The organism is Microbacterium sp. CH12i, assembly GCF_000685355.1.
Taxonomy (GTDB): Bacteria; Actinomycetota; Actinomycetes; order Actinomycetales; family Microbacteriaceae; genus Microbacterium.
In genome coordinates, this window is the sequence record NZ_JHET01000016.1 from 1 (window position 1) to 23,692 (window position 23,692).

A 23,692-nucleotide genomic window follows, 5' to 3' on the forward strand; every position below is an offset into this window, starting at 1 on the left:
GCGCCAGGCACGGAACGCCAGCAGCAGGATGCGTGCCGCTGCTCGACGTGCGCGCGCTCGTGCGCGATCACCGCGACGAGCTCGTCGGCGTCGAGCCGGTCGAGCAGGCCCTGCGAGAGCACCGTGACCGAGCCGGCGCCGCGCGGCAGGCAGTAGGCGACGGGCACCGCGTCGTCGAGCACGCGCGTGCGCGCCCGGGTCGGATGCGGCGCGGTGAGCATGTCGAGCAGCTCCAGGTGGCGTCGGCGCTGCCTGGTCACCTGCACGATCGTGACGCCCAGATGCACCAGCAGGTAGATCGCCAGCACCGCCGCTGGCACCAGCGCGAACCACGGCATCGCGGGCGCGACCGCGAGCCCGATGAGCGCGAGCGCACCGATCATCGACAGCCCACCGGCAAGGCCGACGCCCTGCCAGACGAGCAGCGCGATCACGGGCGCCCGCATGGGCCAGCCAGCGCGCGCGAGCCAGATCGGCACGGGCCACGCGAGCAGCAGCGCGACGAGGCCCAGCATCACCGCAGCCCACACGATCGCGCCGTGCGGGATCACGATCGCGCCGTACGGGATCTCAAGCGCGCCCGGCAGCACCCCGAGCGCACCACCCGCGATCGCGCCGTCGATCGCACTCACGGTCGCCAGCAGCACGCTCACGCCTGCGATCAGCTCGTGCCGCGCAGCAGCTGTCGCAGGGTCGTCGCGTCCTCATCGGAGACGCTGCCGACGAAGCGAGCGAGCGCCGCGGAGCGATCCTGCGACTCCCCCAGCACCTCGTGCATGAGCTCGGCTACGTGGTCGGCGCGCGAGGCGACCGCCGTGTAGCGGTAGGGCCGCATGGCGCGGTCGGAGGCGACGAATCCCTTCTTCTCCAGCCGCGAGAGCACCGTCAGCAGCGTCGTCACAGCGAGCGAACGCCCTGCGGCGGCCAGCTGCTCCTGCACGTCGTAGGCGCTCACCGGCGTCGGCGCATCCCAGACCGCATCCATCACCGTGCGCTCCAACTCGCCGAGCGTGCTCATCAACTGCCTCCTGCACCCTGCCGCGCCGAGCGCGACCGGAACGTGTCTGCGGGCGCGTGTCGCCCATCCGTCACCTCGATCCTAGCGCGCGTTCTACCAGCGTCGAAGTTCTTCTATCGATTGTCGAACTAGTTCTACGCTGTGTAGAATTACTGCCGGCGGCATCCATCGCCCGAAACCTCGCAAGGAGACCGCGTGGAAGTCCTCGACATCGCCAGGTGGCAGTTCGGCATCACGACCGTCTACCACTTCATGCTCGTGCCGCTCACGCTGGGCCTGGGCATGACGATCGCCATCATGCAGTCGATCTGGGTGCGCACGGGCGACGAGAAGTACCTGCGCATGGTGAAGTTCTGGGGCAAGCTTTACCTGATCAACTTCATCCTGGGCGTCGCGACGGGCCTCGTGCAGGAGTTCCAGTTCGGCATGGCCTGGAGCGAGTACTCCCGCTTCGTCGGCGACGTCTTCGGTGCCCCGCTCGCGCTCGAGGGGCTGCTGGCGTTCTTCGCCGAATCGACCTTCCTCGGCATCTGGATCTTCGGCTGGGGCCGCTTGCGCAAGAGCCTGCACCTCGCGGCGCTGTGGTGCGCCGTGATCGGATCGTGGCTCTCTGCCTACTTCATCATCGTCGCCAACTCGTGGATGCAGCACCCTGTCGGCGTCGAGATGGGCGCCGACGGCCGCCCGGTCATGACTGACTTCTGGGCCGTGCTCACCAACAGCACCGCGCTCGCCGCCGTCACCCACACCCTCTTCGGCGCGCTCATCGTCGCCGGCATGTTCCTCATCGGCATCAGCTGGTACCACTTGTGGCGGCGGCGCCACGACGGCATCGACACGGTGGCGACCGGTGTGGCGACCGGCGCGAGCACGGGCATGACGGGCACGGCGGGTGCGTCGGGTCGCGTCATCGTCGGCGCCGCGCCCGCGGTGCCGGGCCGCGACCGCACCGACCACGGCGTGTGGCTCTGGTCGCTGCGCTTCGGCGCCGTGATGGCGATCGTCGCCTTTGGCGGCCTGACCCTCACGGGCGACTGGCAGGGCAAGCTCATGTACGAGCAGCAGCCGATGAAGATGGCCTCCGCAGAGGCCGCGTGCCACACCGGCTCGTCGTTCTCGGTCCTCTCGCTCGGCGACCCCGGCTCGACCGACTGCTCGGATGTCATCACGCTCATCGAGATCCCCGGCGTGCTCGGCTTCCTCGGCACCGGCGAGTGGGGCGCCGACATGCCCGGCATCTCCGACCTCGAGCCGCAGTACCAGAACCAGTATGGCGAGACGATCCCGAACGACGAGCTCTACGGCTCGTTCGCGGGCAGCGAGGTGCAGTACGTGCCGCCGATGTGGGTCACCTACTGGGGCTTCCGGCTCATGATCGGCCTGGGCGCCATCACCGCCTTCGGCGCGCTCGTGGCGCTGTGGCTCACCCGCCGAGGCACCGTGCCGCGATCCCCGTGGATCATGCGCCTGGCGATCCTCGGCATCCTGGCGCCCTTCGCGGGCAACATCGCTGGCTGGATCTTCACCGAGATCGGCCGCCAGCCCTTCGTCGTCGCCCCCAACCCCGACCCCTCGGGCATCGACGGCGTGTTCATGTTCACCGCCGCCGCCGTCTCCCCCCGGCGTCACCGCGGGCGAGATGCTCTTCTCCGTCATCACGCTGACCGCCGTCTACGCGGTGCTCATGGTGGTCGAACTGTTCCTGCTCGTGAAGTACGTGCGGGGTGGGGTCGCAAGCGCGATGCCCGAGCTCGCATCGGCGCACCGTGACCCTGACAGCGGCGGCGACACCGAAGAATCCGACGACAACGACCGCCGCGACGACGTGCTCGCCTTCGCCTACTAGCCGCCCGAGAGAAGAACAGGAACCATCATGGAACCGCTCGCCATCACCTGGTTCGTGATCATCGCCGTGCTCTGGATCGGTTTCCTCGTGCTCGAGGGCTTCGATCTCGCGTCGGCATGCGCATGCTCTTCGCCACCCGCGACGAGCGCGAGCGCCGCGTCATGCTCAACACCATCGGGCCCGTCTGGGACGGCAACGAGGTGTGGCTGATCACCGCCGGCGCCGGCATGTTCGCGGCCTTCCCCGAGTGGTACGCGTCGCTGTTCTCGGCCCTCTACGTGCCGCTCACGGTGGCGCTCGTCGGCCTGATCCTGCGCGCGGTCTCGATCGAGTGGCGCGGCAAGGTGCACACCGCGCGCTGGCGCGGCGCGTGGACGGCGGGCATCGGCCTCGGCTCGCTCATCGCCGCCTTCTGCATCGGCGCGATGCTCGCGCTCACCTCACTCGGCCTGCCGATCGACGACAACGGCGACCGCGTCGGCGGCCCCTTCGTGTGGCTCGGTGCGCCCGCAATCATCGGCGGCCTCGCGGTCGTGGGCTTCTCGCTCGCCCACTCGGCGACCTTCCTGGCGCTGAAGGCCGACGGCCCCGTGCGGCAGCGCTCGGCGGCCTTCGCCGCCCGCTGGGCGCCGCTGTGCCTCGTGCCCGCCGCGGTGTGGGCGCTCTGGGTGCAACTCGAGCACGGCGGCAACGCGGTGTCGTGGACGCTCGTGGTGCTCGCCGTCGTCGCCGCCCTGTTTGGCTGGGGCCAAGCGAAGCGCCGCCGAGAAGGCCTCGCGTTCACAGGCTACGCCGCCTTCGGCCTGTTCGGCGTGGCGGCGATCTTCGCCGGCATGTTCCCGCGCCTGCTGCCCTCGACAGTCGACCCGGCCTTCGACCTCACGCTCATGAACGCCGCCAACAGCCCCTACACGCTCGGCGTCATGACGGTCATCACCGCCATCAGCCTTCCGATCATCCTCGCCTACCAGGCGTGGAGCTACTGGGTCTTCCGCCGCCGCGTCACGCCCGACATGATCCCCGACGCCCACATCGTGCTGCCCGCGATCCTGCGCGACAAGGATGCGGTGGCCCCACGCGCGTAACCCCTGCCAGGGGCTAGCGGTTATCTAAATCCTCATCCGTGTACTCGGTACTGCTCGGGGCCTATTCAGAAAACCCAGGTCGTACGGAGCACCACACGAGCAGCAGTGAGATGCCGTCAAGGGAAAGCGTGTCGGTTACGTTCATGGCAGTTCCTCTGGTGATCTGGATTTGGAGCGGTCAGGGGCGGGGTGGGGTGGGTAGCGGGATAGCAAACAAGTACGGCAGCGACACATCCTCGTCGACGGTCAGCTCGTCAATCACCCCGCGTTCGCCTGGAGCCAGGTCAGTGAGTCCACGGCGGTGCCGTCGATGTACACCTCAAAGTGCAGATGGTTCGCGGTAGAGCGGCCGGTGCTTCCGACCAGGCCGATCAGTTCCCCGGCGGAGACGGTTTGCCCGACGGCGACCTGCCGGCTCCCGGTCCGCATATGCGGGTAGACCGTCCTCACCCGCTGACCATTCACCACGGACTCCAGGATGACGGTCACGCCGTACGCGGAGTAGCTGTCCTGGGAAATCCTGACGACACCGTCGACGGCGGCGAAGACGGGGGTGCCCCCCGCGGCCAGCATGTCCGTGCCCATGTGCGCCCCGCCACGGGCCCCGAAGCCGTCGCCCACCGTGAACGGTCCACCCAGTGGCCACCGTACGATCCCGCTGCCCGGTGCCACCATGCTGTAATCGAGCCGAGGCGAGGCGAGCTGCGCGTTCGCGCGTGCGCGCGCCGCGGTCGCTTCGTCCGCTTTCTTCTGCCGGATTTCTTCCGGTGTGGTCGCGGAATAGCTCCCCCGCGTGAGCGGAGCCACAGACACCTCGGAGGCGACGACGAGAGACTGCGTTTCCTCGGAGGCGAGCTGCTGAATCGTCTGAGCGTCCACGTCCGTGGGGCTGACAGCGTATGAAGGCAACGCGAACGCGGTCGTCAGGCCGCAGACCACTGTGAGGACGGTGAGCGTCCGCAGTGAACGTGCGGCTGTCGTGGCGCGGCGGCGCTGTCTAGGGTGCGCTGTCCTTTTCTGGTGGGAGTCAACCCCCCGTCGCCGGTCAGCGTCGAGACGAAGGCTACGTCGAGAGGGAGGCCCCTCGGGCGGTTCACCCCCGAGAAACTGAGCCTGTTCGGTCACGATGACCCTCCTTCGTTCGCAATCCAGTCGATCCTCACGGTGCGTCCTCCGTCGTCCGCCGAGCGCGAACCCGAGCAGCGGCGCCCCGACGAGTCCCGCCCGTCCCCGCAGGCGAGGGTGGAAAGAGCGCTGGGCGATGCCGAAAAGGCCGACAGTAGTGCCTCGAAGACGACCGGCTCACCGCTCCACCGGGATCTCCACGACCTGGAAGTCGCTGACGATATAGTCCTTGTCATTCCCGTCGCGGTACTGCTGCGCGACCGAGTCGCTCGCGGCGCAGCCGGTGAGGATGCCCGCCAGGAGCACCCCAGCAGCGGCCGGGAAGACCACGCGGGTAATGGACTCTCCCCTATTTCTATTGCGACGGGCACGGGCGACGGCACGCGGGCCGCTGGCAAGTCCGCGACCGATCGCGAATTGTCGTATCTGCTTGGGAGTCAATGGGGCGCTCCTCATCTTTCATATCGGGCCTCTGTCGAGAAGACCGGGCTATCGAGAGAACTACGTGTGAGCTCTCGTCGCGTCTGGTGGCTACCCGGGATCGGGCGGTGATGCGCCGGGAGTTTGTATGGTCTCGACGCCGCGATGACACCGGACTCGGATGAGCGTGAATGTCGCCTCGGGTGTGTGGCGAAACGGCGATCCCCTGCGGTCAGCTGACCCGCGACTCGGGACGAGTTCATCGACATTCGCGAGTGCGGTATCCATACGATTCGACGCCATCAAGATACGCCTCGGCGTGAGCGTCAGGCACGGCTACAAAGCGCACCTGTGCACGACTTCGCAGCGCTCTTCGTGAAGGATAGCGAGAATCAGATTCGGGACAAGCTCAGTTGAGTCAGAGACAGTGCGCTTGCTCGCGGACGCGCAAATGGTGCGGGAATCGACGGCAGGACGAATGTGACCGACACGCGGTCAAGAGGAGTGGGTCGCTGTAATAGCCACTTGCGGAGAATTGCGAAGACAAGACCGCACATCACGCCAAGGGCGCAGAGGGCCGATCCAACGAGTGCGCTGGTCCCTGGTGCGCTGTCCAGAACGGCGTCGCCTCGCGGACCCGCATGCGCTGAATCGTCGTCATCGCCGACAGTGTTGTTCTGCGGGCTCGGTTGCACAAGCGTTGCCGAGGCAAAGATTGTGTCATCGGTCTTCTCATAGGTTGCGCACGCTGCCCCGATTGCAAGAAGCATCGTGAAACACACAGTGATGATGAGACTCATTATCACTGGTCGCCCGGACCACTTCTCGAAGTGGAGGCCGCGGGCTGAGGTCATCGCTTCACTATATCTCCCCGCAATTGGCCGATCGAATTCGATCGATGTGTCTTTGCGGAACGTTGAGCACGTGTGAATCGAGCACTCTTCGCGGATATCGGACTCGGTGGGCGATCGGTGGATCGAGCACGCTGCTGCTATGACCTGCGGACATCATGATGACTTTCCTTTCAGGGACGGTCGGTGACGTGTCGAGCGACCGTGAGTGCATCCCGCCATGCACCGTCGATCGTGTCGGCACCTCGGCGGCTGTAACCGGGCATCCCGGCAACGAAAAGACCGGGAATTGTCGTCTTCGTGCGCGACCGCTGCTCGTGCGGCGCCAGGTGAGGAAGCCACGCATCTCCCGGCAGATACCCGGTGGCGAGGATCACCGAAGTCGGCTGCATCTGCGACCCATCAGCGAACGTCACCATCGCACCCTCCGCATTCACCACGGCAGGAGCCCGCGTGATTGCACCGGATACTCCGGCAGAGTGGGTGAATACTGGCTCGGGGCGCCGCCTGCCTGACAGCCATGACACTGTCGTACCTGCGGTCGCGACGTATCGTTCTCGTGGCCGGTATCGGCGCGGTGTTCGTGACGAGAGGGTGACGTCGTGGGAACCACACAGTTCCTCCGCGATCTGCACACCGCTATTGCCTCCGCCGACGATCAGTACGCTCCCGGATGGTATCTGCGCGGGATACTGGTACGCATTCGAGTGCTGCACGATTCCCGGAACGGTCAATGCTCCGGCCCAGCCCGGCATCCATGGCACCGCGGCGGCGCCGGTCGCGCACACGACGTTACGGGTCTGAACAAGCCCGCCGGATGTCGACAGCTGCAGTGCGAAACCCTCACCGAGGCGTTTCACCCCAACGCGATCTCAACCGTTGCGAGGTAGTCAAGCATCTCGTCCGCCCGGGGATAACGGCACTGATCCCCAGGGAACGGGAATGGCGGAAGCGCGCTGCCTAGGTTCCAAGTTAGGAGCTGGGCAGTCATGACGCGACGAGATGGGAGCGCAGGTGCTAGTGGGCCTGTTCGTTAGTTCGTCGAGGTTCAGGTCCAGGCTGTGGGGTCGGCGAGGTAGAGTCCGCAGGCAGTGTCCAGTGCGTCCTCGCGAGCCTTGCCGAAGCGCGTCGCGCGCTCGAAGGGACCCCGCGACGTGCCGGCCGTTCCATACGACAAACGCTGCATCGTCATCTGAGCCCCGCACGTTCCTGACCATCCACGCCAAGCATCCTGCCGTATACGCAGTAGCGTATACGGGTCGGGTTAGCCTTGGACGAAGCGATCGGCAGATGCCCTTGGCTTCACAGCTCAAGGGCTCCGATCGTCAGGAGAGCAACATCTCCACCGCACAGGTCGAACAGACCACAAGCACTCTTGGACGCGTGCGGCAGACCTATGCCAGCAACGCCGATTTTCCTCCGATGGCCAAGGCCTATCAGAACGTCTCGCGGGTCGTGCGTGAGATGGGACTGCTGCAGCGCGCCCCACGCTTCTACAGCTTCGTCGCCGCTGGCATCGCTCTCGCACTCGGCGGAGCGATCACCGGATTCATCCTGCTCGGCGACAGCTGGTTCCAGCTGTTCGTCGCCGGCGCCCTCGGCGTCATCTTCACGCAGATCGCCTTCCTCGCCCACGAGGCCGCCCACCGTCAGATCCTGACCTCGGGACCGGCGAACTTCCGTCTTGCCCGCATCCTCGCGGGCTCCATCGGAATGAGCTACGCATGGTGGGACAACAAGCACACCAAGCACCACGGCAACCCCAACATGGTCGGCAAAGACCCCGACATTGATGTCGACACGATTTCGTTCCTTGAAGAGGACGCTGCAAAGTCGCGCGGTCTCATCCGGCTGATCACTCGCAAGCAGGGCTGGCTGTTCTTCCCGCTGCTCACGCTCGAGGGACTCAACCTGCATTACCTCAGCATCAAGTACCTCCTCACGGAGAAGAAGGTCAAGGGCCGCTGGACCGAGCTCGGGATCATCGCACTGCGGTTCGCCATCGTGCTGACTCCGATCTTCCTCTTCCTGCCGCTGGGTATGGCCTTCGCCTTCATCGGCGTGCAGATGGCCGTGTTCGGCGTCTACATGGGCGCATCGTTCGCCCCGAACCACAAGGGCATGCCGATCATCGAACCGGGTGCTCGTCTCGACTTCTTCACCAAGCAGGTGCGCACCTCTCGCAACGTCAGCGGCGGATGGTGGGCGACGTGGATGTTCGGTGGCCTGAACTACCAGGTTGAGCACCACCTCTTCCCGAACATGCCGCGTCTGCACCTGTCGAAGGCCCGCGGAATCGTTCGTGACTACTGTCTCTCCAACGATGTGCCGTACACCGAGACCACGGTCCTGCGCTCCTACGCGATAGTCATCGATTACCTAAACCGCGTGGGGCTCGCCGCTGGCGACCCGTTCGACTGCCCGGCTGTGACGCAGTTCCAGCGGGCCTAGGCATTCAGGCGGCGCGCGACACCCAGCCGGCCTCGTGCAGGCGCTGGAACGCGTCCAGCAGCAGATCGAGCGTGAACTCGAACTCGGACTGATCGTCGCAGGCTCCCTGCGGATTGCGCATCGCGGCATCCATCGCGACCGCCGTGACGTGCGGATAGTTCGTCGTCATGAACTGCATCATCTGCTGCTCTTCCTCGGATGGCGGCACCGGCGCTGGTGCGGCCGAGAACGCCTCGGGGTTGAATCCCCAGATTGTTATGTCGCAGGACATCGGTGACAGTTCTGTATCAGGACATCGGTGGCAGTTTCGGTGTTTTTGGGGCTCTTCGCAGTTGAGGGTGTAGCTCCTGGCGGGCGCGTCCGGACCGCCAAACCATACAGATCGTGGGTTCGTCGGGTGCGTTCATCGCGATACCGCCAGTGACCGAGTCAGAGCGCGAGCTCGAGAGGACGGGCCCGCTGCGGTGCTGGAGCCGCGATCTCGTCGCCCGAACAGATGATTTTCGGCGGCATCTTGCTCGGACACCGAGAACGCAACGTCAACTACACCCGTCCAACCGACACCGGAACAGTGAACCAACGCGTCGAATATCGCATCACGCCGACGTTGAAAGGCTGAGGGTCAAGTATTCGGCGGCGATTCCCTGGTCGATTTTGACCACATTGCATCGACCTCATCGCCAAGGTTGATCTTGGCCACGCCAGAGTCCCCGAGGAAGCTGTCAACGGTGACTCCGCGAACGCAGATTACGGCCGCAGCGCGCGCAGCTCACTGACTGAGCGTGGCGGAGCCAGCGACCTGTGCGCACGGAGGGAAAGCCGTGGCGAGTGCTTCCCACTGGCAGATACTGCGACTATTGCTCCCGCAACGCCCCCGATTTTCTCCGCTATGCAGCCGCTGCAGCCGAATGGACCACCTCAACAGAAACCAGCTCTGCAAGCGTTGCCTAGCCACGGATCTGCTCGATGCCGTGTTCGACGTAGGGATGCTGACCGTGCAACCAAAATTGGTCGCGCTCGATGAGCATCTACGTGCGGCCAAGCCAGCCTATATCCTCACCATTCGGAAGCGATCTCATGTCTGGCGCGCGGTCATGCGGGTGACGGCGCTACGAGAACCGGTGAGCCAGGAGCATTTGGATGAGATGGGCTCGCCCCGTGCTTGTAAAAGTAGTCGATGATCCAGAACGAGGATGCCACAGCATCGTCATTTGTCCGCGCGTCGCTTCCGGACTCTACTCACGATGAGTGAGATGACGATGATCCCGCCACCGACGATGACTGCCGTGATGATGAGTGGGACTACGATTCCGGCCGCCTCGTCCTGCTGCTGCGGTGCAGTGGAAGGGGTTGCTTCTGGCGTGACTGTTTGATCCGCATCTGGTGAGGGTTCGGCAGGTAGCGCCCCGGGCTGTACCCGAGTGTCCTCGTTTCCACAGGCCGGCAGGTCCCAGCCGAGGCCTGGTTCTGCGTCGTCAGCCGGCGCGTAGGTGAACTCGTATCCCTCGGAGATAGGGTGCCCGTCGCTGGATACGGCGTTCCACACGACGGAGTAGACGCCTGGTTCGCCGAGCTGCACGGGCGTTGACAGCACGTTGAGGTCGATGGTGGAGCACGAGGATTCGTAGAACAGGCCGTCGGGGCCTTGGATCTGCGCGAAGCTCGATTGGCTGAAATCGACGAGCTCACCACTGAACGTGAGGAGCACTTCGTCGACTTGTGTCACGGTCTCCTCTGCGGCAGGTGATGATTCCAATAGGTTGTCGTGCGCATATGCTGCCGGGGCGGCCGTACCGAAGGTCGCGGCGGCGACGAACGCCATGATTGCGCCAGCGAACCAGGGGGCTTTTCGGGTGGTCATTGTGTGGGTGTCCTTTCATATGACTCGTGTGATGCAGGTATAGGTGTCGGAGTCGGCGATTGGTTGCGACGAATAATGACGGCGATGGTCACGATGGCGAGGGTCGCTCCGATGGATAGGGCGATCGTTCCGCCCAAGAATTGGTCCTGTAGCGGGGTGAGTCCCCAGGTTCGTCCCATTGCGCCAAACCATTCCGAAACCATGAGGTCTGAGCGGGTCATGCTGATGACAGCAAAGAGCGTCGAGGTCAGCGTGAGAACAATGAGCGTGCCGAGAATCCATCTGTTTGGCACTCGCGGCATTGAGCCGCCGACACGGAAGAGCGAGGTGACGAACAGGCAGCCCACGACGAGAAGGTGGGTGACGAGCCACTCGTAACCGAGCTGGTCATACAACGACCACCTCAACAGGCCGGTGTAATGAATCAGCCACAATGAGCCAGCGAACAACGCTGCGGTGAAGACGGGGTGAAGAGCCAGTCGCTTCACCGGGCTCTGGGCGACTTGCAGCAACCACTCGCGAATGCCTTGCGTGTCATCGTTTCGTGGATGAATGGCGTTGACCGCGAGGGTGAGGGGTGCGCCCCCAACGAGAAGGAGGGGTATGGCCAGGATCAACAAGCACAGTGAGAGAAGCCGCACGCTCATCAGGTAGTCGTCGTAGACGGCGATGGGGCCGCTGGTCACCCAGAGGAGCAGTCCCATCGCGGCGATCCAGCTCACGGTCCGCCGAACGGGCCAGCTCATCTCTCGGCGTCGCATGCGTCGGACGCCTGCGATGTAGAAGAACACTCCGAACGCTGTCAGGAGCACCCAGAGCAGATCTGGATTCCATGCGGTGAACCACTGTCCGAGGGTGAGCTCGGGCGGCAGCGGGGCCTCATTGAGGATCTCCGCAGCGGTGGTCTGAATGACCGTCTCGGTGTCTGCGGGCGCCGCCGTCCGGGCGAGTGCGGCCGCTGCCCCACTCGCGATTCCCATGAATGCCAGTTCGACGCATACGAACACCCAAAATGCGCCACCCCCGGAGGCCGCTTTCGCGATGAGTCGACGACGATAGAGGGCGCCGAGGGCCCCCATCAGTAGCAAGGCGAAAATCTTGGCGAGCAGCATCAGTCCGTATGGCGATGTCAGGTCCTCCCACCGCCCAATGGCAGTGAGCGCGCGTGCGTATCCCGAGACGGCGACGACAATGAACGCGACTAACGCCAGCGTGGAGTATCTGTTGAGGAGATCGGCAAGTGAGGTCTGCGGGACAACGGGACGAACGATGACGAGCATCGTCAGCCCGCCGAGCCACACGGCAGCGGAGATGACGTGGAGTATGAGTGACATGACGGCGGCGTCATGGTTGGCGAGCTCGCCAGAGTGCCCCTGAGTGGCCATAGGCACAAGAGTGATGAGAGCCAATATCGTCGTGATGATTACTGGACCCTGCCCGCGCACGGCGAAAGCCAGCAATGTCACGCCGGCGGCAAGGACGGTGGTAATCAGCCATGCACGCCCGAGTTCCGTGTCCAACAGAAACCGGCCAAGCTGTGCGCCGAACTCTGCCCCGAGGTTCACTTCCGGGTTGAAAGATGACAAGAACGTGAGGAAGGCGACGGTCCCACTTGCGACGGTGAGGACCGCGGCCCCGGCGGAAGCGACATTCAGCGCCAAGTTGAACGGCTTCGTCCCGGCTTTGAGCCCATACAGGGCGAGGACAAGAGTTCCGACCATCACTGCGCCACACAGGTTGACCAGCAGCTTCGCAAAGGGGAGCCCCCACCGCACCAGAGTCCCGGGATCGTTACTGAACCGCGGGGCCGCACCCCCACCGATCATCAGACCGATAGCGACAGCAATGACGGCGGCAAGCACGAGAATGGTCGGTCCGGTGACGCGCAGAACGGCAGAGTTCACGGGGTATCGTCCTCGGCTTGCACGTCTTCTTCGGTCTCATCTTGGGTGACTGGCGCCGTACACTCACCGTTCTTTGGCAGCTGCTGGACGGCTCCCGCTAGGGACTGGAGCGCACTGTCGGCGGATAGGACCGTTGTGTCGATGTACAACTGCACGGCAGGTTCACGCCCGTAGGTCGTGACCGTCAGATTGGGGGTCTCCGAGTCGTCGACAATCCAATCCACACCGCTCAAACTCACACATTGCAGTGTTGTGGGGGCAGGTGGTTCCAGACCGCACGTGAAGAGCACACTGCTGGGTGTCCCCCACGCGGCCGTCGCCTGAGCGTCGGTCCACACGCGACTCTGGTCGCCGAGAGAGTCAGGAAGGCGCACGGTCACTTCTGCGCACAACGGGTCATTGGCCTCTGGTGCGGGTTCCATGTGAATGGTGGGGGTACATCCACTGAGCCCAGCTAGCACGCCTGCTGCGGCGAGAAGGACGACGAGGCGAGGCATAGTTTTCATCAGTTGTTCCGTTTCCTGCGCGTGGCACCGGCGGTCCGGCTTCGTAATTTAGTGAACGCGGCAGCAAGCAGCGCCACTGCGCTGGTGACGCTCAAGACGGGGCCGATCCAAGGCATCAGAACAACAGCTGGGGTGGTGCCATCGTTGAGGGTCACTTCAGTGACCCGTGCACCAGCCGTGTCCACAGGGATTTCTGAGAGCACCGTTCCATCCTTGCCGATAATTTGACTCGTGCCGGTGGTGGAGACGTTGACAACTGTCCGCCCGGTTTCGATGGCGCGCATACGCGCAGTGGCGAGCTGCTGCAGGTTCTCGTCTGTGCCTCGAAAGTCGGCGTTGTTTGTCTGAAATACATAGAGCTGCGCACCAGCATCCGCGCCTTCTCTGATCACGTCGTCGTAGATCACGTCAAAGCAGATCGCCAACCCGATCCGCGTGCCGTCGACGTCCATCACCGGGGCGTTCGACCCAGGAGTGTATTCCCGCTGGATCATCCCGACGAGGTCGGGGGCTAAGGCTTCATAGAACCACCGATCTGGCACGTACTCCCCGAATGGCACTGGGTTGGCCTTATCGTGAAGCTGAATTGCGCCGTCACCATCCCAGAGCATGGAGGTGTTGTAGGTTTTTCCGTCACGCGTCGTCGCCGCGTTCACCAATGCTGGAGCCCCCATGTTGTCGACGAGCCGGTCAAGTCGGGCGGCGGCCGCGGGATCTTTGAGCGGATCCGCATCGACGGAACCTTCGGGCCACACGAGAAGATCCATCGACGGTCCCACCAGGGGTGCGCTCGCGTCTTCTTGCGCGTCCAGGATGTCTCCGGCGGATTTGGTGTCGAAATAGCCGCTCGGGCCGTTGCCTTGCACCCATCCGACTCTGAACGTCCCGGCCTGCTCGGTAGGGAAAAGCGGCATGAGGAGGGTGAGCAGGACGACGAACACAGGCGGAATCCACCCCTGCCATCGTCGTGTGTTCAATGCCTGGAGCGCGCTGGCGCAGATGACGACCAAGATGAATGACAGCCCCGTTGTTCCCACCCACGAAGCGGCTTCGGAGAAGGGTGAGTCCACGAGCGTGAGACCTGTCCGTGCCCACGGGAATCCGCCGTACGGCCAGTTGCCCATGATCGTTTCTCTCAGCACCCAAAGTCCTGCCACCCATGCAGATACGAGAACTGATCGGTATCGAGAAGTTGTGGCGGCGAACCGATAGGCGAGCGTGATCAAGATGCCACCGGCGCCGAACAGGATCGATTCCAGGCCCGCCAACGCCACCCACGGGATTGGTCCCAGGTATCGGGACACCCACGAGAGGTGTGTGAAGTAGAAGGCCGCACCATAGGCGAGCGAGACGAGGAAGGCGGCCGGAAGCGAACGTCCTTGCAGCGTCCAGAGGGCGACTGTCACGCTCACGAAAGCTACGGGCCACCAGCCGAGTTCGGGGTATGCGAGGTCTAGCCCGGCGCCGGCCAGTACCGCTGCGATCACCGCCACAGGCAGCGGCATCCGGGGCAGGCTGCCACTGGAAGGGCGTTCCTGTAGGTCACGTGACCTTTCGTTGCGCGCGATACGAGAGGTCGAGGTGTCAGCGGTCAACATCATGCGCGTTCAGCTTGTTCAGGTACGTGTTGTATGCATCGAGTTCTGCATTGCCATGGACGTCGGCGTAGCGATCTGCGGCAGCGGCTGAGGTGGTATCGGCGCGGAACCACCTATGCATGATGTACACCAGCATCAACACGGTCGGTGCTTCACCGTAGGACCACGCCAACCCGCCAGCTAGGCGTTGATCGTCGAGCGGGTCGATGCCGAGCGCTTCGGTAGGGGCGACGAAGGAGCCCACGAGAATTGTGCTGCCCATCATGAGGAAGACTCCGAAAAATGCGTGAAGTGCCGCCTCGGCAAAGACATCCAGAGCACGACCGGCGTGCCCGAGCGTGATCGGCAACGGATCTGAGGACAACACCGGGATGGTGAACAGGACCCCGGCAGCAAGAAACCCGACCTCGAGCGCAATGTGCCCTCCGGGCAACGCGAGGATGACGTCCGCGGCATTCGCTAGATACAACCCGTAGAACGCCAGAAGATAGAGCGGGACAGTGCACCACGGACTCAGCACCCAGCGCGCAGCGCGACTCCGTAAACCGAGATGCGCCATCCGGAGGAAAACGCGCCCGATGCCCCGATGCGGTGCCGCGCGCAGCAAGAGCGTCCCGAGGGATCCCAGCACCAGCAATGGCGGCACCATCATCATCAGTGTGAGCTGTTGGAACATGAACACCGACACCAGCGCATACCCGTACGCCTCGACCCCGAGACCAGTGATCGCGGCAAGGAGCACACATCCGAGAAGGAAGCTGACAGTTCGCCACACCGGCCACCGCCTGCCCTTCACCCACAATCTGAGCGCCCCGGCGAGGTAGATGCCGGCGAGAAGGACCGCGATGACCGGCAGCAGGGGGAACGGCGACCCGGTAGGTGCGAGCAGCGTCTCCAGGGTCGGCGGAGTCTCAGGGATCCAGTCGTTCATCGATCCGAATCCACCCAAAGAGCTCGTCCACGGTGACAGTTGATGTGAGTCGCGCCGCTATCAACACCGTCCGCCGATTCATTTTCTTATCACCTTTATTGTTGCGCCAGCCACGATAAAGACGACCGCCGCCGCCGGTTGAGCTGCTATCCAAACCGTTCCGGAAAACGGAAAGGATGCCACGGGGTTCCAGACCACGGCAATGGCCACAAACACCGGAATCCACCACCAGTGGCGCGCTTGCAAGGCAAACCAGGCCACGATCAACGCGAAGATTGCCGCCACAAACTGAACCAGGGGCAACCAGTTCGCCTGGATCAGCGCCGGGGCCATGAACAAGATGGCGGCGGCGATCAGGCTCGGCGCGAGAGCGTTTCGCTGGTAACGGGAAGGGGTCCGTTCTTTCCGGTTCATTGTTAGCTCACCGTCTCCTCGTGTGATGTGTGCTCGGTTGCGATCGTGTCGGGTTCTGCACGACGTGGACGACTCGCTCGAAGGCCGGCGATAACGAGCAGGCAAGCGCCGATGCCGAGGGCGACGTCGGCGAGATTGCCGATGAAAAGGTTCCCGTACGCCAGAAAATCGGTGACATGTCCGATACCGAACCCGGGCGGAGAGAAGAGCCGATCGATGAGGTTGCCGACAGCACCTCCCAGGATGAACCCGAATCCGGTCGCTGCCCAGGCGTTGCGGGTGAGTGCAGCGGCAACGACCAGCCACACGGTTGCACCGACTCCGATGAGCGTGATGAGTCCGGTGACGCTGGCACCAAAGGAAAAGATCGCGCCCGGGTTGAACGCCAACTGAAGCCCCAACACGTCACCCAGCAGCGGAATGCGACGATCTTCACTCAGCTCACTGATCGCCAAGAGCTTGGTGGCTTGATCCACCAGAACTACGACCGCTGCGACGATGACCGCGAGTCCAAATCGACGGACCCGCTCACCCATCATCGCTCGCATTCTCCGCTTCCTCACGGTCGCGACGGCGACGCTGACGGCCCATCAGCACCACCCCAATGACACCGCCAGCGAGGATAAAGGCGAACATTACGAGATAGAGACCAGGAGGAAACACGGCACCACCGGACGGCGTGGATCCATAGCCCTTCGCCGATTCGGGCGCAGAAGCGGTCGGCTCGGGAGTCGGGGCCGCAGCGTCGGACGCTGACGGCGCAGGAGTGGGACTGTTGGACTCGGCAGGGGCAGGGTCCGCAGGGGCAGGGCCCGCGGCGGTATCTTCCACGGTGTACAAGTACTCGCCGCTGATCGGATGTCCGTCGCTGGATACCACCTTCCAGCGGACCGTGAAGACACCGGCGGTCGCGTCGGGTGCGAGATGCTGAGTGATCGAAGCTGCGCTGACTTGGGGTGCGTCGATTGCGACGTTCGTTCCGCCGGCATCGATGACCTCGATAACCGATGCGCTTTCCATGTTCGTGAGGTCCGCGGTGAAGGTCAGAGTGATTTCAGCCGGCGAGCCGTCGATGGTGGCCTCGGCCTGCGGGTACGAGGAAACAAGGTCGTCGTGAGCGGCAGCAGGTGACGTAATGCCGAGCACACTGGCTGTGACGGCCAGCAGTACGACAAGGGCGGCGGTTGGTGCGTTGTGATTCTTACGCATGGGTGAAAGGTTCTCCGGGGTGCGATTCGGGTTCGATTTGGAATGTGGAGTGTTCGATGCTGATGGCGAAATGTTCAGTGACGCATTCCTGGAGCGTTTTCAGTAGCGCAGCGGAGTCGTCCATGGTGACGGTGTCATCGACGACCACATGCGCGCTCAGGGTGGGCAGGTCGGTCGAGACCTGTGTGGCGTGGAGGTCGTGAACGGCAACAACGTGTGGGAGTTCGAGGATGTGTCGTCGAACCTCGTCGAGATCGAGGTCTTTCGGTGTGGATTCCAAGAGAACCCGTCCTGAGGCTCGGAGCAGGATGAGCGTGCGCGGGATGATGAGTAGTGCGATGAGGATCCCGGCGACGGCGTCGGCCTGATACCAGCCCAATGTTGCGATGAGGATGGCGCTGGCGATGACTCCCACCGACCCGAGCGCGTCGTTTATGACTTCAAGGAACGCGGCGCGCATGTTCAGGTTGTGTCCGCGGCCACTCATGAGAACAAGCAGTGATGCGACGTTGGCGACCAGGCCCACGATGCCGAAGAACAGCAGGCTGCCAGAGGCGATCTCCGGCGGTTCGAACAGGCGGCGGATACCTTCGACGAGTGCGAAGATGCCGACGCTGAGCAACAACGCGGCCTGGGCGAGCGCGGCGAGCACCTCAGCGCGCCGCAGTCCGAAGGTATACCGAGGAGTGGGCGGACGGTTCATCAGATGTGCCGCGGTGAGGGCCATCGCCAGGCCGATGACGTCGGTGAGCATGTGCGCAGCGTCGACAAGCAACGCGAGGCTGCCGGTGAGAATTGCCCCGATTACCTCGATGACGAATACCGACGCGGTGATGGTGAACGCGATCAGCAGACGCTTTCGGGGAGTGCCGTCGTCGGAAGCGCCGTGGCTATGACCTGCGGACATCATGATGTCTTTCCTTTCAGGGACGGTCGGTGACGTGTCGAGCGACCGTGAGTGCATCCCGCCATGCACCGTCGATCGTGTCGGCACCTCGGCGGCTGTAACCGGGCATCCCGGCAACGAAAAGACCGGGAATTGTCGTCTTCGTGCGCGACCGCTGCTCGTGCGGCGCCAGGTGAGGAAGCCACGCATCTCCCGGCAGATACCCGGTGGCGAGGATCACCGAAGTCGGCTGCATCTGCGACCCATCAGCGAACGTCACCATCGCACCCTCCGCATTCACCACGCAGGAGCCCGCGTGATTGCACCGGATACTCCGGCAGAGTGGGTGAATACTGGCTCGGGGCGCCGCCTGCCTGACAGCCATGACACTGTCGTACCTGCGGTCGCGACGTACCGTTCACGGGGCCGGTATCGGCGCGGTGTTCGTGACGAAAGGGTGACGTCATGGGAACCACACAGTTCCTCCGCCAGCTGCACACCGCTGTTGCCTCCGCCGACAATCAGTACGCTCCCGGACGGTATCTGCGCGGGATATTGGTATGCACTCGAGTGCTGCACGATTCCTGGAACGGTCAATGATCCGGCCCAGCCCGGAATCCATGGCACCGCGGCGGCGCCGGTCGCGCATACGACGTTACGGGTCTGAACAAGCCCACCGGATGTCGACAGCTGCAGCGTGAAACCCTCGCCCAGGCGTTCCACCCCGAGGGCGCGCGTCCCCCACAGCGTTTTCACCCCCAACGCGGTCTCAACCGTTGCGAGATAGTCAAGCATCTCGTCCGCTCGGGGATAACGGCTCTGATCCCCAGGGAACCGAAATGGCGGAAGTGCGCTGTGACGGGCATTACTGAGGAGCGCCATCGAGTGCCAACGGCTCGCCCAGCTGCGCTGCCCTTGCGGGGCTGCATCGATGACGACGAAGTCCTTCTGAGGCTCAAGTCCTCGCGCGTACAACGCAGCGGCAACGGCCAGCCCCGAGTGCCCGGCGCCCACGATGATGACGCGTCGATGCGATAGTGCCCGGACCATCACTACTTCTCGTTCACCGCTGACTCGATGCTGTCCTCAAGGTCGGTCAATTTCTCTAAGGTGACCGGCTCCCCGTTTACGAAGAATGTCGGGGTACTGTTGACGCCGAGTTGCTCGCCATCGGTCAAGTCCAACTCGACGCGCTCTGCGGTTGCAGGGTTCGCTACAGCCTCATCGAATGCCTCCATATCCAACCCGAGCTCTTCAGCAAAGCCTCGGAACAGGTCAGCGCGTGATTCCTGTGCCTCACCCCACTGCGTCTGCGTCTGGAACAGCCGGTGATACATGTCCTCCAGCCGCCCCTGCTGCGCCGCCGCTTCGGCAGCGATAGCGGCATTCTTAGAGTTGAAGTGACCAGGCAGAGGGAAGTAACGGATCACATACGTGATCTCTCCGTCGTACTTCTCCCGGAGTCTTCGACAAGAGGGTAGAACGACCCGCAGGCCTCACATTCGAAGTCGAGGAACTCGACCACCGTCACCGCGCCCTCACCTCCGTCGTCGAGAACGTGCGAGTTCTCTCGCGTCACCTGCGGGCTATCACCGCTTTCCGCCACGGACGCGGCATTGTTTTGATTGACGAGGACATAGACCAACACAGCAACAAGCAGCACCAACACAATCGCCACGGTGGCGATAGTCGCCTTCACAGAAGATTTCACAAAACACTCCAAACACAGACCAAAGGACACGGATCCCGGCGGCAGCCAGGCGAGAAGTCATCAAACTGATGACCGTGTGCGGTCTATGTCAGGTGCGAGAAAGAGAGAGCTGCGTCAGAGAAAGAGGTGCGATAAAAGCCCGCCCCGTTTGTTGAGCGGGCACACTGGTCCGCGGCAGGCGGCAAAGGGTGCGCAACGTCACCCGCCTGAAGAGTGAGCGTGCGACAACGAAAAGGAGGAAGCAGCAGATGATACCCAGCAGGCATGCCGCAACGCCGAGCATCACGGAGTCGCTGACGACATCAGAGATCGCGGCTCCGGCCAGATTCGCTGTCCCGCCAGCACCAGATGAGTCGGCTTGCGGCAACGTCGCCGATACAAGCGATGAGGAAGCAAGAGGAGTCGATTCTGCCTCGTGATGGCTACCGATCGAAGCTCCAAGGATCAGGAGCAGTGCCAACCCAATCCCCGTAATGATCCTCGTTATCAGAAGCCTGTCGCACAACATCGCATTCGCGCGCCTGCTGGCCGAGTGGTTCATGTCGATACGATTCTAACAGCCGCGTAGGCCAAGACAGCGGCGGCCATCCTCCACCAGGATGGGTCTGACTGATGGTTCCATGCGATGAGGCATGGCACTAAAATTTCGGTGTGCCTAAAAAAGTCGCCGAGGCAGCGGAGCCTCACGCCTACCGTCTTGCACGACGTCCGTCTGCTGCCCCTCGTCTGGCTTGGCTCATGGGCCCGGCTCTCGTGGCTGGGGTGGCCTATCTTGATCCCGGCAATGTGGCCAGCAATATGACTGCTGGTGCCCGCTATGGCTACCTGTTGGTCTGGGTAGTGGTGATCGGCAATGTCATGGCGTGGTTGATCCAGTATCTGTCTGCCAAGCTCGGCATCGTCACGGGGCAGAGCCTGCCCGAAATCCTCGGTCGCTGCATCCGCAATCCCTGGGCGCGACGTGCGTACTGGCTGCAGGCGGAGCTGGTCGCGATGGCCACCGACATCGCTGAGGTCATCGGCGGGGCGGTCGCGCTGTGGCTGCTGTTTGGCATCCCGCTCCTGTGGGGCGGGATAATCACGGGCGCGGTTTCGATCGTGCTGCTGCTGATCCAGTCGCGACGCGGACCACGCACTTTCGAGTTCGTCGTCATCGGGCTCGTCGCGGTCATCGCGATCGGCTTCACGTTCGGAGTGTTCCTCGTACCCCCCGACGCGGTCGGTATCGCCGGCGGTTTGATGCCGCGCTTCGAGGGCGCCGACTCGGTGCTGCTGGCAGCCTCGATCCTGGGGGCCACAATCATGCCGCACGCGATCTATGCCCACAGTGCTCTGAGTCGAGATCGCTTCCACCCAACCAATTCACCCAAGCGCATGTCTGAACTCACGGAGAAGCACGAACCCAGAATCTCGACCGCGTCGCGCGAGGCTACCGCCGACCCTGGCGCCGGCGCGCGGACCGTCATCCCCCTGGAGACGCTCCGCGGCATCCCGACTAGTCGATTGCTCACCGCAACACGATGGGATGTCACGATCGCGATGGGGATCGCGGGCACTGTGAACTTGTGCATCCTGCTGCTGGCCGCTGCGAACCTCGCCGGAAAACCGGGCACCGATTCGCTCGAAGGAGCCTACTTCGCGCTGGAAGCGGGCCTCGGGCCGTTAGTCGCAACGCTGTTCGCTGTCGGTCTGCTCGCGAGCGGCCTGGCCTCCACTTCGGTCGGTGCATACGCAGGCGCCGAGATCATGCACGGCCTACTGAAGGTCCGCCTGCCGCTGCTAGCGCGCCGGCTGGTCACGCTCGGACCAGCGCTGGTGATCCTCGCGACAGGCGTCGATCCCACTCTCGCGCTTGTGCTGAGCCAAGTTGCTCTGTCGTTCGGCATCCCGTTCGCGCTTGTGCCCCTCGTTGCGCTGACGGCAACAGGCAGCGTGCTCGGCCAATACCGCAATCGGCTCATCACCACAGCGGCAGGGATCGCAGCATCCGTCTTCCTCATCGCGCTCAACGCAATCCTGCTGTGGCTCATCTTCACCGGACCGTGAGACGGCGATCAACCGATAATCTGGCAGACCCCCTACTCGAACGCGTCAACCGACACGAACAGATCGCAGCATGCCCCCGACGAACTGACGACCAGCACCACTAGCTCGCGCGGAGGTGGGCAAGGATCAGCCCGATAGGGATGCTGACGACGATAATCGCCACGATGATCCGGTAGGTCCATCGTGCCCATGTTGGGCCAGTTCCGCCGCGTATGGTGCGAATCATCAGCGCGAGGGCGACCAGGAGGAGGACCCCGCCGGCATCGACGACGAGGGGGGTATGGGTCAGGGTGCCGCCGAGGACCGCGACGCTTCCCAGGTTCCAAGTCAGGAGCTGGGCGGTCAAGACTCGACGGGATGGCCGCGCAGGTGCCACCACCGATTGTGCAACGCCCAGCGCTACCTGGCCGACGCCGGCGACCAGAACCTGATACGCGGCCGCCCATGAGCCGTGTTCCAAGGACAATGGCCCGGTCATTGCAGCCACCAATCCGCCGACGATCACCCACGCGGTGCCGATGAAGACGAAGAGATTCTTCTGGGCTGGTGCAGCGCGGTCGTCTTCCATGCGTCGCTTGTTTCTCTAGAGTGGCGTCAACAGTGATGTAGCGCCGACAAAGAGCCGAGTGACCGAGCATAGCTCTGCAGGCACGTTGGTCAAGTGGTCCAAGGTTACCTAGCGGTGCCCCCGGGGTGGATGGATCTGGGGTTGGAAGCCGTCTTCGTCCGGATGCGGCCCCCCTCCGCGAGACCTGGGACCATTCACTGGCCGGGTTTTTGTTAATCGCGACGGCGACGGCTTCGAGTTCCTCGGTTGACCACATGAAAAACTCTCGTGCGCTACTGCCTTTTTGGGGGATTCTCGAGCGATGCGAGGTACTCGTTGTACTGATCGAGTTCTTCGTCATATTGCGATTGTCGGAGTTTTGTCACCTTGATGTCCCTCGTACGCCACCGCGAAAGGGTCACGATGAGAACAATCAACAACGGAAGCTCGGCATACGTCCACGCCAACGTGCCAGCGATTGCCTGATCCTGGAGTGGGTCTATCCCCCAACTCGACGGCAGGTCGGCGAATGCCGAGAACATCGGTTCACCGGTTCGGAGCAGGATCAACCCAAAGATCGCATGAATCTGGATCTCGACGATCACGTCCACAAGGCGTGCGGCATAGGAGGGCGCCCGCGGTAGCGGGTCTGACGACCATAGAGGTACCGCCGCGATGATGCCGCCACTGAGGAAAAGCAATACGAGGAGTTCGTGCCCGAAGGGCAGCACGATGATGAGGCTCACAAGATCTGTCATATACAGCCCCATGAAGAGGGCCGCAGCGACCAGGATCGCAACGACAGGATGCAACAAGTGCCGTGCGATCTTTGAGCGTAGTCCGGCGTGCGCGGCACGCAGGACAGCCCGGCCGATGCCGCGGTGCGGGGTGCTCCGCAAAAGTAGACGCCCGGGAGAACCAACGATCAGCAGAGGCGGAACGACCGTCATCAAGGTGATCTGCTGAAAAACCAGTGCAGCGACGAGCTCGTTGGCATACTCGTTCACCCCAAGACTGCCTACGAGGAACAGGAGCACGCACCCGAGGACGTAGGAGATTGTGCGCGGTACGGACCATTTCCGCTTACGCGACCATAGGAAGATCGCACCACGCACATAGAGCACAAGGAGCACAACGGCGATCGGAGCGACCACGGAGGCATGCTGAGGTACGAACGCCAGCAGATTGTCTATCGTTGGCGGCGGGATGTTGGTCTCATGCATGTTCGACACTGCACATGAGTTACTCCTGGATGATGAACACGACCTACGGTTCCGTATCAA

Annotated in this window: 24 protein-coding genes and 1 pseudogene; 4 read left to right on the plus strand and 21 right to left on the minus strand. The window is 63.3% G+C overall.

The window, feature by feature from the left end; all coding sequences use genetic code 11:
• On the minus strand, positions 1-653 hold a 653-nt coding region (locus DC31_RS16065), incomplete at its 3' end, for a M48 family metalloprotease (RefSeq protein WP_152545465.1).
• An 8-nt stretch (positions 654-661) separates the two neighbouring features.
• Positions 662-1,018 carry a BlaI/MecI/CopY family transcriptional regulator gene (locus DC31_RS16070; RefSeq protein WP_036282004.1) on the minus strand — a complete coding sequence of 119 codons (357 nt, stop codon included), beginning with the start codon at positions 1,016-1,018 and terminating at the stop codon, positions 662-664.
• A gap of 195 nt (positions 1,019-1,213) precedes the next feature.
• Here DC31_RS16070 and DC31_RS16075 point away from each other — a divergent pair.
• Positions 1,214-2,864: pseudogene (locus DC31_RS16075) on the plus strand (cytochrome ubiquinol oxidase subunit I).
• 122 nt (positions 2,865-2,986) lie between these two features.
• Positions 2,987-3,949, plus strand: coding sequence for a cytochrome d ubiquinol oxidase subunit II (cydB, locus tag DC31_RS16080; protein WP_327036891.1), 963 nt, complete (start codon positions 2,987-2,989; stop codon positions 3,947-3,949).
• 258 nt (positions 3,950-4,207) lie between these two features.
• Here cydB and DC31_RS16085 read toward each other — a convergent pair whose 3' ends face one another.
• The 3 genes from DC31_RS16085 to DC31_RS16100 form a co-directional block, all read right to left on the minus strand.
• Positions 4,208-4,828 carry a M23 family metallopeptidase gene (locus DC31_RS16085; RefSeq protein WP_235201572.1) on the minus strand — a complete coding sequence of 207 codons (621 nt, stop codon included), beginning with the start codon at positions 4,826-4,828 and terminating at the stop codon, positions 4,208-4,210.
• A 423-nt stretch (positions 4,829-5,251) separates the two neighbouring features.
• Entirely contained in the window at positions 5,252-5,515 is a 264-nt protein-coding gene (locus tag DC31_RS16090) for a hypothetical protein (RefSeq protein WP_152545466.1), read from the minus strand.
• Between the two features lie 1,003 nt (positions 5,516-6,518).
• A complete protein-coding gene (locus tag DC31_RS16100; protein ID WP_051607180.1) occupies positions 6,519-7,205 on the minus strand; it encodes an NAD(P)-binding domain-containing protein in 687 nt (228 codons plus the stop codon).
• 430 nt (positions 7,206-7,635) lie between these two features.
• Here DC31_RS16100 and DC31_RS16105 point away from each other — a divergent pair, with 430 nt between their 5' ends.
• Positions 7,636-8,796 carry a fatty acid desaturase family protein gene (locus tag DC31_RS16105; protein ID WP_081813926.1) on the plus strand — a complete coding sequence of 387 codons (1,161 nt, stop codon included), beginning with the start codon at positions 7,636-7,638 and terminating at the stop codon, positions 8,794-8,796.
• Positions 8,797-8,800: 4 nt separating this feature from the next.
• On the opposite strand, the gene DC31_RS18860 is transcribed toward DC31_RS16105, so the two are convergent.
• The 14 genes from DC31_RS18860 to DC31_RS20385 form a co-directional block, all read right to left on the minus strand.
• Complete coding sequence (locus DC31_RS18860) at positions 8,801-9,067, minus strand: hypothetical protein (protein ID WP_051607183.1); 267 nt, start codon at positions 9,065-9,067, stop codon at positions 8,801-8,803.
• Positions 9,068-10,003: 936 nt separating this feature from the next.
• Positions 10,004-10,657 carry a copper resistance CopC family protein gene (locus DC31_RS16115; protein WP_051607184.1) on the minus strand — a complete coding sequence of 218 codons (654 nt, stop codon included), beginning with the start codon at positions 10,655-10,657 and terminating at the stop codon, positions 10,004-10,006.
• Complete coding sequence (locus DC31_RS16120; protein ID WP_051607186.1) at positions 10,654-12,561, minus strand: cytochrome c oxidase assembly protein; 1,908 nt, start codon at positions 12,559-12,561, stop codon at positions 10,654-10,656. Before DC31_RS16120 ends, DC31_RS16115 begins: the two co-directional genes overlap by 4 nt.
• A complete protein-coding gene (locus tag DC31_RS16125) occupies positions 12,558-13,067 on the minus strand; it encodes a DUF3515 domain-containing protein (protein ID WP_051607188.1) in 510 nt (169 codons plus the stop codon). Before DC31_RS16125 ends, DC31_RS16120 begins: the two co-directional genes overlap by 4 nt.
• On the minus strand, positions 13,067-14,572 hold the full coding sequence (lnt, locus tag DC31_RS16130) for an apolipoprotein N-acyltransferase (RefSeq protein WP_036282011.1): 1,506 nt from the start codon (positions 14,570-14,572) through the stop codon (positions 13,067-13,069). The genes DC31_RS16125 and lnt overlap by 1 nt, the downstream gene beginning before the upstream one ends.
• Positions 14,573-14,651: 79 nt before the next feature.
• Entirely contained in the window at positions 14,652-15,596 is a 945-nt protein-coding gene (locus DC31_RS16135; protein WP_036282014.1) for a cytochrome c oxidase assembly protein, read from the minus strand.
• Between the two features lie 78 nt (positions 15,597-15,674).
• Positions 15,675-16,010 carry a DUF6804 family protein gene (locus DC31_RS16140; RefSeq protein WP_036282017.1) on the minus strand — a complete coding sequence of 112 codons (336 nt, stop codon included), beginning with the start codon at positions 16,008-16,010 and terminating at the stop codon, positions 15,675-15,677.
• A 2-nt stretch (positions 16,011-16,012) separates the two neighbouring features.
• Positions 16,013-16,549, minus strand: a complete 537-nt coding sequence (lspA, locus tag DC31_RS16145; protein ID WP_081813934.1) for a signal peptidase II — start codon at positions 16,547-16,549, stop codon at positions 16,013-16,015.
• Positions 16,539-17,219: a copper resistance CopC family protein gene (locus DC31_RS20035; protein ID WP_051607190.1), complete on the minus strand. Its 681-nt coding sequence runs from the start codon at positions 17,217-17,219 to the stop codon at positions 16,539-16,541. The genes lspA and DC31_RS20035 overlap by 11 nt, the downstream gene beginning before the upstream one ends.
• Positions 17,212-18,126, minus strand: coding sequence for a cation diffusion facilitator family transporter (locus tag DC31_RS16155; RefSeq protein WP_036282170.1), 915 nt, complete (start codon positions 18,124-18,126; stop codon positions 17,212-17,214). Before DC31_RS16155 ends, DC31_RS20035 begins: the two co-directional genes overlap by 8 nt.
• A gap of 16 nt (positions 18,127-18,142) precedes the next feature.
• Positions 18,143-18,388, minus strand: coding sequence for an NAD(P)-binding domain-containing protein (locus DC31_RS19775; protein ID WP_235201573.1), 246 nt, complete (start codon positions 18,386-18,388; stop codon positions 18,143-18,145).
• Between the two features lie 14 nt (positions 18,389-18,402).
• Positions 18,403-19,155, minus strand: coding sequence for an NAD(P)-binding domain-containing protein (locus DC31_RS17275; RefSeq protein ID WP_235201574.1), 753 nt, complete (start codon positions 19,153-19,155; stop codon positions 18,403-18,405).
• A gap of 2 nt (positions 19,156-19,157) precedes the next feature.
• On the minus strand, positions 19,158-19,535 hold the full coding sequence (locus DC31_RS20380; RefSeq protein WP_327036892.1) for a DsbA family protein: 378 nt from the start codon (positions 19,533-19,535) through the stop codon (positions 19,158-19,160).
• Positions 19,532-19,816 (minus strand): DsbA family protein, encoded by a 285-nt coding sequence (locus DC31_RS20385; protein ID WP_327036893.1) that lies wholly within the window; start codon positions 19,814-19,816, stop codon positions 19,532-19,534. Before DC31_RS20385 ends, DC31_RS20380 begins: the two co-directional genes overlap by 4 nt.
• 738 nt (positions 19,817-20,554) lie before the next feature.
• Here DC31_RS20385 and DC31_RS16180 point away from each other — a divergent pair.
• On the plus strand, positions 20,555-21,862 hold the full coding sequence (locus DC31_RS16180) for an Nramp family divalent metal transporter (RefSeq protein ID WP_051607192.1): 1,308 nt from the start codon (positions 20,555-20,557) through the stop codon (positions 21,860-21,862).
• A gap of 100 nt (positions 21,863-21,962) precedes the next feature.
• Here DC31_RS16180 and DC31_RS16185 read toward each other — a convergent pair whose 3' ends face one another.
• Positions 21,963-22,430, minus strand: a complete 468-nt coding sequence (locus DC31_RS16185; protein ID WP_036282027.1) for a hypothetical protein — start codon at positions 22,428-22,430, stop codon at positions 21,963-21,965.
• 272 nt (positions 22,431-22,702) lie between these two features.
• Complete coding sequence (locus tag DC31_RS16190) at positions 22,703-23,563, minus strand: cytochrome c oxidase assembly protein (RefSeq protein WP_235201575.1); 861 nt, start codon at positions 23,561-23,563, stop codon at positions 22,703-22,705.
• Positions 23,564-23,692: the final 129 nt, after the last annotated feature.

Bases quoted from the DNA above. Each gene is read 5' to 3' on its own strand.
- DC31_RS20035 (WP_051607190.1), bottom strand. From the start codon at position 17,219: ATGCGTAAGAATCACAACGCACCAACCGCCGCCCTTGTCGTACTGCTG.
- DC31_RS16135 (WP_036282014.1), bottom strand. From the start codon at position 15,596: ATGAACGACTGGATCCCTGAGACTCCGCCGACCCTGGAGACGCTGCTC.
- DC31_RS16125 (WP_051607188.1), bottom strand. From the start codon at position 13,067: ATGAAAACTATGCCTCGCCTCGTCGTCCTTCTCGCCGCAGCAGGCGTG.
- DC31_RS16185 (WP_036282027.1), bottom strand. From the start codon at position 22,430: ATGGAAGACGACCGCGCTGCACCAGCCCAGAAGAATCTCTTCGTCTTC.
- DC31_RS16115 (WP_051607184.1), bottom strand. From the start codon at position 10,657: ATGACCACCCGAAAAGCCCCCTGGTTCGCTGGCGCAATCATGGCGTTC.
- DC31_RS16155 (WP_036282170.1), bottom strand. From the start codon at position 18,126: ATGTCCGCAGGTCATAGCCACGGCGCTTCCGACGACGGCACTCCCCGA.
- DC31_RS19775 (WP_235201573.1), bottom strand. From the start codon at position 18,388: ATGGTGACGTTCGCTGATGGGTCGCAGATGCAGCCGACTTCGGTGATC.
- DC31_RS16070 (WP_036282004.1), bottom strand. From the start codon at position 1,018: ATGAGCACGCTCGGCGAGTTGGAGCGCACGGTGATGGATGCGGTCTGG.
- DC31_RS16105 (WP_081813926.1), top strand. From the start codon at position 7,636: ATGCCCTTGGCTTCACAGCTCAAGGGCTCCGATCGTCAGGAGAGCAAC.
- cydB (WP_327036891.1), top strand. From the start codon at position 2,987: ATGCTCTTCGCCACCCGCGACGAGCGCGAGCGCCGCGTCATGCTCAAC.
- DC31_RS18860 (WP_051607183.1), bottom strand. From the start codon at position 9,067: ATGTCCTGCGACATAACAATCTGGGGATTCAACCCCGAGGCGTTCTCG.
- lspA (WP_081813934.1), bottom strand. From the start codon at position 16,549: ATGATGGGTGAGCGGGTCCGTCGATTTGGACTCGCGGTCATCGTCGCA.
- DC31_RS16140 (WP_036282017.1), bottom strand. From the start codon at position 16,010: ATGAACCGGAAAGAACGGACCCCTTCCCGTTACCAGCGAAACGCTCTC.
- DC31_RS17275 (WP_235201574.1), bottom strand. From the start codon at position 19,155: ATGGTCCGGGCACTATCGCATCGACGCGTCATCATCGTGGGCGCCGGG.
- lnt (WP_036282011.1), bottom strand. From the start codon at position 14,572: ATGCCGCTGCCTGTGGCGGTGATCGCAGCGGTACTGGCCGGCGCCGGG.
- DC31_RS16180 (WP_051607192.1), top strand. From the start codon at position 20,555: ATGGGCCCGGCTCTCGTGGCTGGGGTGGCCTATCTTGATCCCGGCAAT.